General features: G+C 46.4%; 13 protein-coding genes, 1 tRNA gene and 2 pseudogenes. 8 read left to right on the forward strand and 8 right to left on the reverse strand.

Annotated elements, in window-relative coordinates; genetic code table 11:
- Positions 1 to 463: 463 nt before the first annotated feature.
- From iolD to AB3G37_RS06600, 3 genes are all read left to right on the forward strand, one after another.
- Positions 464 to 2,404, forward strand: coding sequence for a 3D-(3,5/4)-trihydroxycyclohexane-1,2-dione acylhydrolase (decyclizing) (gene iolD, locus AB3G37_RS06590; protein ID WP_369790087.1), 1,941 nt, complete (start codon positions 464 to 466; stop codon positions 2,402 to 2,404).
- Positions 2,405 to 2,480: 76 nt separating this feature from the next.
- A complete protein-coding gene (locus AB3G37_RS06595; protein WP_009637432.1) occupies positions 2,481 to 3,365 on the forward strand; it encodes a sugar phosphate isomerase/epimerase family protein in 885 nt (294 codons plus the stop codon).
- 190 nt (positions 3,366 to 3,555) lie between these two features.
- Positions 3,556 to 4,578: an LLM class flavin-dependent oxidoreductase gene (locus tag AB3G37_RS06600; protein WP_009637431.1), complete on the forward strand. Its 1,023-nt coding sequence runs from the start codon at positions 3,556 to 3,558 to the stop codon at positions 4,576 to 4,578.
- A 45-nt stretch (positions 4,579 to 4,623) separates the two neighbouring features.
- Here AB3G37_RS06600 and AB3G37_RS06605 read toward each other — a convergent pair whose 3' ends face one another.
- From AB3G37_RS06605 to AB3G37_RS06625, 5 genes and pseudogenes are all read right to left on the reverse strand, one after another.
- Positions 4,624 to 5,169 (reverse strand): DUF1003 domain-containing protein, encoded by a 546-nt coding sequence (locus tag AB3G37_RS06605; protein ID WP_009637430.1) that lies wholly within the window; start codon positions 5,167 to 5,169, stop codon positions 4,624 to 4,626.
- 35 nt (positions 5,170 to 5,204) lie between these two features.
- Positions 5,205 to 6,122, reverse strand: a complete 918-nt coding sequence (locus tag AB3G37_RS06610) for a glycosyltransferase family 2 protein (RefSeq protein ID WP_369790088.1) — start codon at positions 6,120 to 6,122, stop codon at positions 5,205 to 5,207.
- An 855-nt stretch (positions 6,123 to 6,977) separates the two neighbouring features.
- Positions 6,978 to 7,520, reverse strand: a complete 543-nt coding sequence (locus tag AB3G37_RS06615) for a hypothetical protein (RefSeq protein ID WP_369790089.1) — start codon at positions 7,518 to 7,520, stop codon at positions 6,978 to 6,980.
- A 122-nt stretch (positions 7,521 to 7,642) separates the two neighbouring features.
- Positions 7,643 to 8,065, reverse strand: a pseudogene (locus AB3G37_RS06620) (tyrosine-type recombinase/integrase); the annotation flags it as partial.
- Between the two features lie 183 nt (positions 8,066 to 8,248).
- Positions 8,249 to 8,323 (reverse strand) — tRNA-Arg (locus tag AB3G37_RS06625).
- Positions 8,324 to 8,694: 371 nt separating this feature from the next.
- Between AB3G37_RS06625 and AB3G37_RS06630 the strand changes: the two are divergent.
- A pseudogene (locus tag AB3G37_RS06630) lies at positions 8,695 to 8,923 on the forward strand (hypothetical protein); the annotation flags it as partial.
- On the opposite strand, the gene AB3G37_RS06635 reads toward AB3G37_RS06630, so the two are convergent.
- The gene (locus tag AB3G37_RS06635) at positions 8,857 to 9,309 is read right to left on the reverse strand and encodes a GNAT family N-acetyltransferase (RefSeq protein ID WP_369790090.1); all 453 of its coding nucleotides are present in this window, start codon (positions 9,307 to 9,309) and stop codon (positions 8,857 to 8,859) included. The pseudogene AB3G37_RS06630 and the gene AB3G37_RS06635 sit on opposite strands and share 67 nt — an antisense overlap.
- Positions 9,310 to 9,513: 204 nt before the next feature.
- Here AB3G37_RS06635 and AB3G37_RS06640 point away from each other — a divergent pair, with 204 nt between their 5' ends.
- Entirely contained in the window at positions 9,514 to 9,990 is a 477-nt protein-coding gene (locus AB3G37_RS06640) for a glutathione peroxidase (protein WP_369790091.1), read from the forward strand.
- Positions 9,991 to 10,116: 126 nt separating this feature from the next.
- On the opposite strand, the gene AB3G37_RS06645 is transcribed toward AB3G37_RS06640, so the two are convergent.
- On the reverse strand, positions 10,117 to 10,560 hold the full coding sequence (locus AB3G37_RS06645) for an Lrp/AsnC family transcriptional regulator (RefSeq protein ID WP_369790092.1): 444 nt from the start codon (positions 10,558 to 10,560) through the stop codon (positions 10,117 to 10,119).
- A 124-nt stretch (positions 10,561 to 10,684) separates the two neighbouring features.
- On the opposite strand from AB3G37_RS06645, the gene AB3G37_RS06650 reads away from it, so the two are divergent.
- Positions 10,685 to 11,260: an RBBP9/YdeN family alpha/beta hydrolase gene (locus AB3G37_RS06650; RefSeq protein ID WP_369790093.1), complete on the forward strand. Its 576-nt coding sequence runs from the start codon at positions 10,685 to 10,687 to the stop codon at positions 11,258 to 11,260.
- A gap of 52 nt (positions 11,261 to 11,312) precedes the next feature.
- Here the strand turns inward: AB3G37_RS06650 and AB3G37_RS06655 are convergent, their stop codons facing one another.
- Positions 11,313 to 12,233: a formate/nitrite transporter family protein gene (locus tag AB3G37_RS06655; RefSeq protein ID WP_369790094.1), complete on the reverse strand. Its 921-nt coding sequence runs from the start codon at positions 12,231 to 12,233 to the stop codon at positions 11,313 to 11,315.
- 288 nt (positions 12,234 to 12,521) lie between these two features.
- On the opposite strand from AB3G37_RS06655, the gene ccmA reads away from it, so the two are divergent.
- Together ccmA and ccmB are read left to right on the forward strand one after the other, a co-directional pair.
- Positions 12,522 to 13,148: a cytochrome c biogenesis heme-transporting ATPase CcmA gene (gene ccmA / locus AB3G37_RS06660; RefSeq protein WP_369790095.1), complete on the forward strand. Its 627-nt coding sequence runs from the start codon at positions 12,522 to 12,524 to the stop codon at positions 13,146 to 13,148.
- Complete coding sequence (ccmB, locus tag AB3G37_RS06665; RefSeq protein WP_369790096.1) at positions 13,148 to 13,807, forward strand: heme exporter protein CcmB; 660 nt, start codon at positions 13,148 to 13,150, stop codon at positions 13,805 to 13,807. The genes ccmA and ccmB overlap by 1 nt, the downstream gene beginning before the upstream one ends.
- The last annotated feature ends 243 nt before the right edge of the window (positions 13,808 to 14,050 follow it).

Raw genomic sequence — 14,050 nt, forward strand, 5'->3', positions numbered from 1 at the left:
CCTCTGAATCACGATTTTTCCCCTCGACCAAAAGGCGAGGGGCCAGCTCTTGCTCCCTTCACCTTCAATGTGGAGGGGCGAACCAATGAATCACAATTTTACCCCCTCCATCACGCGTGGGGGAACAGGTATCTCAGAACTAAAATCCTTTAATTTCAAAATAAATAAAAATGAAAATTTTAATTCATTTTGATTTTTCAGCTTGAAATTAACGAATTTTAAAAATAAAACGATAAAAAACAAAGGGTAAATTAGTTTATATTGCTGCACTTACCTCATTCACATCAACACTCAACCATGCCTATCTACGATATTTTTGTTTTATTTTTATGATATCAGTCTCAAAATGAAAAATTGGTTCGGTTTTTTCATTTCGCTGCGCAATAAAATCTTTATAATCTTTTCATATCATTTTAGATAAAAACATCACCACGGTATCGGCGTTAACCGCAAGGAATGGAAGATGAAAAAGATCAGATTAACCATGGCACAGGCGTTGGTCCGTTTTCTGGATCAGCAATACGTGAGTGTAGACGGCGAAGAAATTAAATTTGTGACCGGCATTTTTGCCATCTTCGGACACGGTAATGTGCTCGGGCTGGGTCAGGCGCTTGAACAGGACAGCGGCAAACTGATTGTTCATCAGGGACGTAACGAGCAGGGGATGGCGCATGCTGCTACCGGTTACGCCAAGCAGAAATTACGTCAGCAGATTTACGCCTGTACCTCGTCCGTCGGTCCCGGTGCTGCCAATATGCTGACCGCTGCCGCGACGGCAACAGCCAACCGAATTCCGCTATTACTGTTACCGGGTGATGTTTTCGCCTCGCGTCAACCCGATCCGGTATTGCAGCAAATAGAACAAAGTCACGATCTCAGCATCAGCACCAACGACGCGTTCCGCACTGTTAGCAAGTATTGGGACCGGATCGTGCGTCCTGAACAACTGATGACCGCCTGTATCAGCGCCATGCGTGTGCTGACCGATCCCGCTGAAACCGGTGCAGTGACACTTTCTCTGCCGCAGGATGTGCAAGGTGAAGCTTACGATTATCCGGAATATTTCTTCCAGAAACGCGTTCATCGCATTGATCGTCTGCCGGTTACCGAAGGCGCGCTGGCCGATGCCTTAACGCTGCTCAAAGGTAAACGTAAACCGTTAATCGTTTGTGGCGGTGGGGCAAAATATTCACAGGCCGGTATTGCGTTGCAACAGTTTGCCGAAACTTACGGGATACCGTTTGCTGAAACGCAAGCTGGTAAAGGCACGCTGACCTCTGAACATCCGTTCAATCTCGGCGGTATCGGTGAAACCGGCACGTTGGCAGCCAATCAGCTAGCCAAAGAAGCCGATCTGATTATCGGCGTAGGCACGCGATACACCGATTTCACAAGCTCGTCGAAATGGATATTCCAAAATCCTGAAGTTTCTTTCATTAACATCAATGTTAACCGCTTTGACGCCTTCAAGCTTGATGCCGTGCAGGTGATTGCAGATGCTCGTTTGGGGCTGGAAGCCCTGAATCAGGCTCTGCAAGGCAGCGATTTCCGTGCTGGCTGGGGTCATAAGATTGCTGACGTGCGCGAAGAACTGATTGCCGAAACAAAACGCGTATATCAGGTGGATTACAGCGGTGAAGATTTTATTCCGGAAATTAACGATCACCTGGATCGTAAAAAGGTTTATGCCGAGTTCGAAGCGATTACCGGATCGATACTCACCCAAAGCCGCGTACTGGGCACTTTAAATAGCTCGATCGACAAAGATGCTGTGATTGTTGCGGCGGCGGGAAGCTTGCCTGGCGATCTGCAGCGTATCTGGCGCACCACCGATACCAACGGTTATCACGTTGAATACGGCTACTCCTGTATGGGCTATGAGGTCAATGCGGCGCTGGGTGTGAAGATGGCCGAGCCAGAGCGTGAAGTCTATGCGCTGGTAGGAGATGGTTCATTTATGATGCTGCATTCAGAACTGGTAACGTCGATACAGGAACATTTGAAAATCAACGTGATCCTGCTCGATAACATGACCAATGGCTGCATCAATAATTTGCAAATGGAGCACGGCATGGACAGTTTCAACACCGAATTCCGTTTTAGAACAGATTCAACGTCTAAGCTCGACGGCGGTTTTGTACCGGTTAACTTCGCCAAAATTGCTGAAGGTTACGGCTGCAAAACTTACTCGGTCACCACGCTTGAACAGCTGCATGAAGCACTTGAAGACGCCAAACGTCAAACTATCTCGACGCTTATCGATATCAAAGTATTGCCTAAGACGATGATCCACAAGTATTTCAGCTGGTGGCGCGTGGGCGGGGCGATGGTTTCTGAGAGCGAATCAGTCGATAAAGTGGCGCAGATGCTGCGCGAAAATATTGATAAGGCGCGCGAATACTAATCGCGTTTACGGGATGCCAGTTTTATTGCATCCCGTAAAACCGTCTTTAATTCTGAACATAAGATCGGAGCAGGATATGAAAATTGCTTTTGACGTTGACGTAATCAGGGATCGAAGCATCACCGAAATGGTGCGCCAAGTGTCCGAATGGGGCTATAAATACATTGAACAATCCCCCCATCCGCGCATTAATCCTTTCTATAAACATCCGAAAGCAGGTTTGGATGTGATGAATGAATATAAACGTGCGCTGACGAACTATGGCGTGGAGATTTCGTCCTTTATCGTGGTATATCGCTGGTCTGGACCGGATGAAGATCGCCGTGTTGCCGCAGTGCGTAACTGGAAACGAATGATTGAGATCGCCGTAGATATGGGCGTAGAGGTTATTAATACCGAGCTTTCTGGCGATCCTAATCAGCCAGAAATCTGTGAGGAACGCTGGTACCAGTCGATGGAAGAACTGTTGCCAATCATCGAACGTGAGGGTATTCGCGTCGAGATTCAGTCACATCCGTGGGATTTCTGCGAAGAAAATAACGAAACGGCTGACATTGTAAAATCGCTGCGAAGCGACCACGTTAAATATCTTTACAGCGTACCGCACACCTTCTTTTACGACAAAGGCAAGGGCGATGTAGCCAGCATGCTGCAATATGCCGGTGACGACCTGTCGCACGTGCTGATTGCCGATACCATGAATCATACTAAACATTGCCGCTATATTGTTAATCCGCCGGGCGTTGACGCGGTTGTTCATCAGCACGTCGGGATAGGGGAAGGGGAAGTGAATTTTGAGGCGCTGTTTGAAAGCCTGCGCCAGATGGATTTTGCTAATCGGAAATTTAAAGTCGGTGGTGAGTCGATTATTGCCACATCATTATTTGGTTATCCGGAAAAAATGCCTCAGCAGGCCGTCGCCACTCGAGAACGCATTGAACGCGAATTACTGAACCGCTAACGAAATTTTTAACTCCAATTATTTTATTAAAGAGCGCTTAATTGCGCTCTTCTTGTTTCTATCGTTCAGTATATTGGAACTAAACCATCAGAAATCTTCAATAATTTTGCCATGTCTTGCCACTATTTCTCGTCACTCATTGTTATATGATGGCTCTAATATATTTTCGTCATAACAGGACAAATGTCTCATGAAAAAGATCGGATTTCTGTCTTTTGGTCACTGGACTCCTTCACCGCAATCTGGCACCCGTTCTGCGGCTGATGCCCTGTTGCAGTCTATCGATCTCGCCGTTGCGGCCGAAGAGCTGGGCATCGATGGCGCCTATTTCCGCGTTCACCATTTTGCTCGCCAGCTAAGTTCGCCATTCCCGTTGTTGTCGGCGGTAGGCGCGAAAACCAGCCGCATCGAAATCGGAACCGGCGTTATCGATATGCGCTATGAAAATCCGCTGTATATGGCGGAAGATGCCGGCGTGGCCGACTTGATTTCAGGTGGTCGTTTGCAGCTCGGACTGAGCCGTGGATCACCAGAGCAGGTCATCGACGGATGGCGCTATTTCGGTTATCAACCTGCTGAAGGCGAGACCGAGTCTGACATGGCGCGTCGTCACACTTTGGCGCTGCTAGAGGTGTTGAAAGGGGAAGGTTTCGCTGAGCCAAACCCTCAGCCGATGTTCCAGAACCCTCCGGGATTGTTGCGCCTCGAGCCTTATTCTGAGGGATTGCGTGAACGAATCTGGTGGGGTGCCGGTTCAAATGCCACGGCGATATGGGCGGCAAAACAGGGCATGAATCTGCAAAGTTCAACCTTGAAGGATGATGAGACTGGCGAACCGTTCCACATCCAGCAGGCCAGGCAAATTCGCGCTTATCGCCAGGCATGGAAGGAAAGTGGGCACACACGAACACCTCGCGTGTCGGTAAGCCGCAGTATTTTCGCGCTGATCAACGATATGGACCGCGCGTACTTTGGACGCAGCGGGCAGGAAGGCGATAAGGTTGGTTTCCTGGAAGAAAATAACCGTTCTATTTTTGGCCGCAGCTACGCCGCTGAACCAGAGAAGCTGATTGCACAGCTTAAACAGGACGAAGCCATTGCCGAGGCTGATACTCTAGTGTTAACCGTGCCTAACCAGCTGGGTGTCGATTACAACGTTCACGTTCTGCAGTCGATTCTTACGCATATCGCTCCGGCAATGGGCTGGCGTTAAGCGTCGCTAAAATTTTAAGCACTCCCAAAAGGCCTGATTTCTGAATCAGGTCTCTTTTGTTTCCATCAACTTTTTATGTAGCTCTATCGTCAAGTGCTCTACACGTTCTGTAAGCTGTTTAGTCAACGTAGTTAATTCAGTGTTTTGTTGCAGTAAATGAAGCATTTGCTCGTTCTGCCTGGCAGCCGTTTCCAAACGTTGATCGTTAAGATGAGCAAGATCTTCTCGGTGCAAAGCATCCGCTTCAGCATTGGCTTTATCCCTTTCTGCCTGGCGAGTTTGCGCCAGTAGGATCAGCGGCGCGGCATAAGCCGACTGTAAACTGAATGCCAAATTAAGCAAAATGAACGGATAGATATCAAATTTAACCCATCCCAATTCATTAACCGCCACCCATAAAATGACTATTGCAGTCTGCCCACCTAAAAAAAGCGGTGTACCAAAAAAACGAGCGAAAGCTTCAGCCTTGAGAGCAAACCAGCTCTCGCCAAAAGTCGGTAATAATTTATGATGCTTGCGATGAAAACGAAGATGGTCAAATTTTACTTTTTTTAATGATGGTTCGGCAGTTCCAGTATTACTCTCTTTCATGACTCATCCTTGTTAACGGCAGTTGCGGTGAGAACTCAGGGCTTTTTGGTTTTCTTAAGTATGAAGCGTGGCCGGTGTTTTACTTCAACATAAATACGGCCAATGTACTCGCCCAATACCCCAATCCCTATCAACTGTATGCCTCCCAGAAAGAGAATGGAAACGATTAGAGAAGGGTAGCCGGGTACGACATTTCCCCAAAGGATCTCTTTGACTAGCATTAACGTCCCATATATTAACGAGCAAAAGGCAACAAAGACGCCGACATAGGTCCAAATCCGTAAGGGAACCGTAGAAAAGCTGGTAATGCCCTCAAGTGCCAGATTCCATAACCGCCAGCTATTGAATTTAGAAACTCCACTGATGCGAGCCATGCGTGTGTATTCAACTATTGATTCTTCCCCCTCCACCCAGCTTAATATCCCTTTCATAAAAACGTTTCTTTCAGGCAGAAGTTTGATTCTCTCGACTATTTCGCGCGACATTAGTCTAAAATCACCTACGTTTTCAACTATTCGGGGTTTGCTAATCATATTGTGCAGTTTATAGAACAGTTCAGCTGAAACTCTTTTCATCCTACCATCTGATGTTCGATCAATTCTTTTTGCCAAAACAACATCGAAACCTTTTTTCCATTCTTCAATTAGTAACGGAATGACGTGAAGAGGATCTTGCAAATCAACATCAATCGGGATGATTGCATCGCCGGTTGAGGATTCCAGACCGGCTATTAAAGCAGCTTCTTTACCAAAATTACGAACAAAATTAAGGGCTTTAACTAAATAGTCATCGGCGGCTAACTTATTTATTATAGATTCAGTAGCGTCACTGCTCCCATCATTAATAAACACTATCTCAATGGTAAATTCTGCTAACTCTTCCCGCACCGATTTATAAAATATTGGGATTGCGTCTTGTTCATTATATACAGGAACAACCAGTGAAATAATCATTATACTTCCCTGAAAACGACATGTTTAGAAAAATAAAGCCTAACAACAGGCTAGTAAGTGAAAATGAGAGTAGTCGTCGTCAACGGTAATACGTGATTTATTTACTGAGAAATTTGACTTATCTCAGAATCTCCTTAAATGAAGAGAATGTCTATGTTTAAAATATTAATTAACCAATGGTGAAATTTATTTAATAGTAACCTTGGTTACTAACATAAAATTTATTTTAAACTATAAAATGCCACTGATAAGTGAAAGCCCACATTTGCGGGCTAAATTAATTAATAGCAGGTTCCACATTTATGATGGGATCCCGAAGCACCATGTGGATGAGTTCCCCTTGGGCAGGCTATAGCGCTGGAGGCAAAAGCTAAGGTTAGCGTTAATATCAGCAAAGTCGTTATTTTCTTCATTTAAGATCCCATTTTTCAGTTATAAAAATATGTTACTTCATTATATAAGTTATTCGTTAATACACTAGATACCAATTAATGCAAGGCTGATAAATATTATTGATCTCTACTTCTCAATTACTGAAAAGAGTCATCATATCTTTAAAAATAAGGAATTGTAGAGCCAAATATTCTCTTTAATAGAAAAGGTGTTGAGTGATCAGTATTTATTTTTCATCAAGAAAAATTTTTTATTATTAAATATAATAATAGCTGAAAACATGAATTACAGGGGAACTCCAAAAAAATTGGGTTTATGAGTGCTATAAGTCTGACCTATTATTTCTGTAATAGGGTTATGAACAGAACATTATTAAATCTTGCTTTTGCAATGAAAACCCCGCATTTGCGAGGTTGGTAGATGCTAATGTTTTACTAAATATCTGCTTGTTATTGAGCCGCGTTATCCGTCATATCCTACTTGCTCTATCTTGGCATTAAGGATAGCGCATCCATTAGAATCTGGATAAATAATGGTGTGGCTCAGCCTTATTTCTTTGCCATCTATGACTTGCTCAAAAGTATTACCGTCGAGCCATGACAAGTCTGCTTCTGCTTTCCTACCTTCAACCCAAGCATTCAGGTTAAATGGAATTGTTGTCTCATCAACATGAGGCGAATAGGGAGTTGCCTGGAGAAAAAAGTCCATAGAGATGATTAAAGTATCGTCGTGGTCGATTTCAGCTAGCCACTGAACATAACCCCCTTTTCCGCTATATTCGAAGAGTTTGCTGGTATTAGGAGCGTAACGCCCGAATGGGCCTTCTACGTTACTAATTGCGAGATTTAAGCTCGTGTAGTTGGCAAAGTGGATAAGGAGTGATCGAACTGATTTACTCTTCGGGGGGCTAGAATGTGTTGTTGGCGAGACATCTCCAGGGCCAAAAAATCCTTTCAGACCTGCCATTATCTTGGTTTCCAACTCGTAAGGATCAGTGCTTGACATAGGCTATTATTCTCCATCAGTTATGGTTGAGAAAGAACAGTTGGCGAACTATTTTAGATCTGGGTAGCGGAATAAAGTGCCTAGAATGTTAAATATAACTTATAGCATGAATTCTGAAGCCACAACATTACTGGCTCGATTTCCGTTATTTTCATTGAGCCTATAATGGGCAAAACGTCCTCCATAAACATCCTTTCTGATTCATTTGCATAGACCAGCGACCAGACTTGTTTCTTATGGTCGAACCACTCACGGAATATGAAAGAGAAGCTATCGTCAGAATCGACTTTATTCTTCTTTTTGGTTGGATCTATCCCTTCGGATCTTTCCTTGCGAGCAAGGAAGGATTTTTCCCTTGCTTCCTGCAATGAAATGAATGGGTATTTACCCACTGTCATTACCTTTTCTTTACCTGCCAAAAAAAATCTCAACTGCCAAACTTTTTTGCCGGAAACTGGGATGTATAGATAGAGGCCATTGCCATCTAAAAGGCGGTAGGGTTTTTTCTGAGGCTTTGCAGCTTCGACCTGCTTTACGGTCAACATGGGTAAAAACTGGGTAAAACTATTTACCCAGTTTTTACCCAGCAAAGGGGGGCTGTCAACAAACCAGTAAGAACTGTGGCGAACTGTTTCTTAACGGCGGTGCTGATTTAAAGGGGTTTTGCTAAGAAAGGATTGTGCTGCAAGGGTTTTGGTTTGGTTGGGTAGCAGTAGGTAATGAGTTATTGGTGTCCCCTACAGGAATCGAACCTGTAACTAGCCCTTAGGAGGGGCTTGTTATATCCGTTTAACTAAGGAGACTTTACCTAGCGCTAGCCTGGCTAGTTCGCGTTGGGGCTGTATCCTAGCGTAAATGCTCATGTTTTTACAAGCCTTACGTTTTTTTTCTTCTTTTTGAATGTTTCTTCATTGGTTTTCAAAAAGGTTCGTCTAATTGCAGATGCATACACATTGAAAACTGAATTAATTCAAATAATGTGTGCAGGATACTTAGCATGGCACTGAACGATATCAAACGGAGAAGCATCAATGTTAAGTTTTACAGCGGTCCGGCTGAAGTGTAGTGGTCAAAAAAGTGGCCACGGCTTGAGAATTTTTCCATAACAGTAGCAGCGGTGGCAGCGGTGTAATGCTGTAGGAGTTGGGCAGCTTCAAGGCGAAACCCGGGGCTAAAATTACCTCTGTTACGTCCGAGAGAACTGGGGGAGCTAGCTGAAACCAGTTGCCAGGAATGGAATTAACATTCTGGTACAGTACAGCGACCACAGTAACCGACTGATTCTGCTGACGGATGATGACTCTCGGGCATCTTACCCAGCTTCTCAACCACGGGCTCACTTGAGGTATATATCCGGTCGTGTAATCGCCCATGCACCATTTTCTTTATTGACGGGGGCATAGCCGAGTTTTTCATAAAGCCAGGGAGCCGTTGTTGTGAACAACATTATCCTACGAAGTTTCACAAAAACTGGATGGTTATGAATGCATTCTATAAGCCATCTTCCCAGTCCCTCGCCCTGATATTCCTCAAGTATGTAGACATCGCACAGGTAAGCGAAGGTAGAATAGTCCGTTATCAGACGTGCAAAGCCGATCTGAGATTCATTTTGATAAACGCCAAAACTAAGGCTGTTATCAATTGAGGCAGAGACGATGTCGAGATCGATTCCTTTAGCCCATGTAGACCGCGTCAAATACTGATATATAGCGGGTACATCCAGCTTTTCTCTGTCGGTGCTCACCAGAAAGTTATTCTCACGCCATTCTTGTATCGCTGAAATGCTCATGTTCATACCTGTTTAGATAATGTTGCGGAAATTGTAAGTTTCGTGCCAAAACGTAACATCTTAACATTATGGTATGTTAATCAATGAGGAGCAGGGCAAAAGTCGCCGGTTTGTTGTCTTTTTTGTTAGACTCTTTAAACACATATAGCACACGATTTAATCATACAAAAAACAGCATAAGCACTAGGCTCCGAGGATCCCGACATGACTACCTTTTATCAACTGAGTGCTACAAGCCTGCGTGGCCAAACTATTTCTATGGCTGATTATGCTGGCAAGCTGGTTCTGGTGGTTAATACCGCCAGCCATTGTGGATTCACGCCACAATACGCAGGCCTTGAAGCGCTCTACAGGAAGTACGCCGCCGAGGGTCTGATGATACTGGGCTTCCCCTGCAACCAGTTTGGTAAACAGGAACCCGGCGGTGCCGACGAAATTGCGCAGACCTGTCACATCAATTACGGTGTGAGTTTCCCGATGTTCGATAAAGTAGAGGTAAACGGCGCTGCAACGCACCCGGTGTTTGGTTACCTGAAGGATGAATTGCCCGGCGTGCTGGGCGGGCGGATCAAATGGAACTTCACCAAGTTTTTGATCGGACGCGACGGCAAACCGCTCAAGCGTTTTGCACCGATCTCTACCCCCGAGAAAATGGAAGCTGCAATTCTTGCGGCACTTTAAAACAAGGTGTTTCTGCAATCCTAACCATTCATCTTTAAAGAGTTTCCGAAAAATTGATTATATCCGTGTGAGGTTGACGCCGCTTCACGCGGTGAGACATTCAACGGGTCTGTCAACGTGTTCCGGTCACCTCGCACGCACGGGCACTTGTTTGCGCACTGCATTAGACAGAACTAACGATGTAGTTACTGAACCATGAACCGCCAGAGCATCGACAATAGCCTCTAAATCAGTCGGTTGAGAAAACACGCAGCGTACTATAAAGCAGTCCTCTCCTGTTATCCTGTCAGCTTCTATCACCTCGGGGATATCTTTAAACAATGCCAGATATCGCTGGATGTATTGGTGAGTTGTGCGTACTCGCAGGATCGCCTGTAATCCCAACCCTACTTCTCGCAAATTGACACGTGCGCCGTATCCTTCAATGACGCCTGCGCTTTCGAGTTTTTTGACCCGCTCGCTCATTGCTGGCTGCGAAAGTCCAATGCGTTTGCCCAAAGAGGCCAGACTCTGACGGGCGTTGGTTTGAAGTGCTTCTAAAATTTGCCGATCTTTACTGTCAAGTTCCATGCGAGTCCTTTGCGTAAAACGTAGATGAATCATCGGTTAATCGGGCTCTCTTTCGATGATTTGCCATTCAGGAACGATGTGTTATTCGCCTACATTATGTGAACACCTCTTTGGGAATCAAGACATGACATCTTCAATATTACTTCTGCCGGGAATTGGCAACTCGGGCGCTGGACACTGGCAAACGCTATGGGCACAGGCCAACGCGTCAATGGCGCTAATTTCGGGACAAGACTGGGATCATCCGATTTGCGAGGAGTGGGTCGAAAATTTAGAAACTGCCGTGAGAAAAACCGGGCCAGACGTCATTTTGGTCGCCCACAGCCTTGGCTGCCTGCAGGTTGCGAACTGGGCACATTATAGCCGCACGGTTGTGAGAGGCGCTTTGCTGGTCGCGGTGCCCGATCCCGCCCGCGAGGTATTTCCCGAACAGGCGAAGGGGTTTGGTTTTCCCCGGAGTGAAAAGCCTTTCGCCTTTCCGAGCATGATAATTGCCAGTTCCAATGACCCTTATGCCGATATTGATTACAGCCAGCGCCGTGCCGATGCCTGGGGCAGTAGTTTGGTCAATATCGGTGATCGAGGGCATATCAACGCAGCCAGCGGGCTTGGTGACTGGCCTCAGGGCCGAGCATGGTTAAAAGAGCTTGCAGCTGGACGATCACCAGACCTCGCGCATTACCGCAACACGTCTCTTTGAGCGCCAATCGCGCCCGAAACCAGCAATCACGCACCCATACTTGATTCCTTTGTCACTTATCGGTCTTCGGCGGTTTATTGCCGGCGTTACGGGCTTTGCGGCGTTCACTGCTTAAATCATTCCTGATTTGCGCGTGGCTTATCAGCGCGAAGATAAAGGTACCGCCAATAATGTTGCCCGCCAGCGTCGGCAAAGCGAAAGGCCAGAGGAATTGATACCACGGGATAGCGCCAGAGAGCACCAGATACAGCACTTCCACCGAGCCGACGACGATGTGAGTCAGGTTGCCAATTGATACCAGGTAGGTCATCAGCAGTATTACCCAGATTTTAGCCGCACCGGCGCTTGGCAGCATCCACACCATAGTGGCAATCAGCCAGCCGGAAACCACGCCGCCGACAAACATCTGCGCCGGATCTTTTGCCATGACTTCCATGCTGATAGTCTTGAACGCCTGCATCACCGAAGGCTCGAACAGCGGCAGGTATATAAAGGCTAATGAAGCAAGCGCCGCGCCCACGATATTACCGGCCAAAACTACGCCCCAAAGTCGAAAAAGAATGCCGACGTTTTTCAGCGTTGGTTTGTGCATTACTGGTAACACAGCGGTAACAGTATTTTCAGTAAATAGCTGTTGGCGCGCCATAATGACAATAATAAAGCCGACGGTATAACCGAGATTTTCCAAAAAAAATCTCGCAGGAGTATCTTCAAGCTGCTCGTGTAAAATCCCTTTAGTCACCAGGGATGCGCTGATAGACAGGCCCGCAGCAATCGCTGACCACATCAGCGCCAGCCCGTCACGCTCCAGCTCCTTTTCACCCTCCTGACGAATCTGTTCGTGCACAGCGGCGGCTCGAGAGGGCAGATGCCCTTCATCGACCTCAATTTCGCTGCCATCCTCACCTTCCTCACTGTCGACTTGCAGACCGCTGCTTTTATTTTTTTCTGTCTCATGGTCAACACTGTTCATTTTTCATCCCCGGCAAAATCACATCGTATTTAACGCGGAATTCGATACTTTGAGCCGCATTTACATTTTGTATTATTTACAAGCATAGGTGAGTTTTTGGGCTTTTCGCGCGCTTTGAGAACGAAATGAGAAAAATAACAACTTATTAACACTTTGTTGTTAGGTGCTAAAGGCTGTATTTTTTCTGTAAATTAGAAGTTATATAGAGGTAAACTGCGCAGCCAGAGCCTACATGGTTAGTAAGGCTTATGATATTATGCCTTTTCCTGAAAGATAAGAGACTCGCCCATGTTAGAAGCGCTTAACCTCAGTTGTGTTCGCGATGAGCGAGCCCTGTTTAGCGGCTTAAGTTTCACCATCCAACCGGGCGAAATTGTCCAGATTGAGGGTCAAAACGGCGCAGGCAAAACCAGTTTAATGCGGATTTTAGCCGGTCTTTCTTCACCGGACGAGGGCGAAGTTCAGTGGCAGGGGCAAAATACCCGTCGTCAGCGCGAGATATTCCATCAGCATTTGCTGTTTCTCGGGCATTATCCGGGGATTAAATCCGTGCTCACCGCCTACGAAAACCTGGCTTTTTATCAAACTGCTGGTGGTCGAGAGGCGCAAGCGGCTATTTACGATGCGCTGGAACAGGTCGGTCTGTTAGGTTATGAAGACGTCGTGGTGGCTCAGCTTTCCGCCGGTCAACAGCGTCGGGTGGCATTAGCTCGATTATGGATAAGCCAGGCGCCGCTGTGGATTTTGGACGAGCCGCTGACTGCAATTGATAAACAGGGCGTCAGCACGCTGATCGAACTATTTGAACGTCATGCCCGGAACGGCGGCATGGTGCTGTTAACCACTCATCAGGATTTACCGGGCGTCACTCGCGCGGTGCGTAAAATTCGTCTGACCAGTGCAGAGTTGGCCTAATGTTTATTAAAGTTTTACGCCGTGAGCTGAAAATCGCTTTCCGAAAAAGCGCCGAGATTATTAACCCGCTGTGGTTTTTCCTGATTGTTATCACGCTGTTCCCACTGGGTATTGGTCCTGAACCCAAGCTGCTGGCTCGCATTGCGCCGGGGATTGTCTGGGTGGCGGCGCTGTTATCGTCACTGCTTTCTCTAGAACGATTGTTTCGTGATGACTATCTTGATGGGTCGCTTGAGCAACTTATGCTGTTGCCCGCACCGCTGACCCTAACGGTTATCGGCAAAGTGTGTGCTCACTGGATAGTGACCGGGCTGCCGTTGTTAATTATTTCTCCACTGATGGCGCTGTTGTTGTCACTGGATTTTAAAACCTGGGAAGCAGTGGCGTTAACGTTGCTGCTTGGAACGCCGACGCTGAGTTTTATCGGGGCGATCGGGGTTGCGCTCACAGTTGGGCTGCGCAAGGGCGGAGTATTATTGAGTTTGCTGGTGTTGCCGCTCTACATTCCGGTGCTGATTTTTTCAACCGGTGCGATTGATGCGGCCTCGATGGGGATGCCGATCGGCGGTTATCTGGCGATCTTGGGCGCGATGCTGGCGGGAAGCATTACTTTGGCTCCTTTTGCCACCTCGGCGGCGCTTAGGGTGAGTGTTCACTAGCAGCCTGAGATTTACATCTGTGTACGCTTGGTGATTAATAACCATAAATAGAGTAATGAATTTACTTGTGGTTACAATACGCCTGAAAAAACGCAACCTTTGACTAACATCACACTTCTCTATAGGGAACAATAGGGGCAATGCCTAAAAGAGTGGAAGGCACCTGCAATGGACCTGACCGCCAATGTGACCCATTTAAAGGTTTACGGCATTTAATATAGTGTAATTTTAACGTGAGCAATG

Source organism: Rouxiella sp. WC2420, assembly GCF_041200025.1.
In the GTDB taxonomy this organism is placed as follows: Bacteria; Pseudomonadota; Gammaproteobacteria; order Enterobacterales; family Enterobacteriaceae; genus Rouxiella.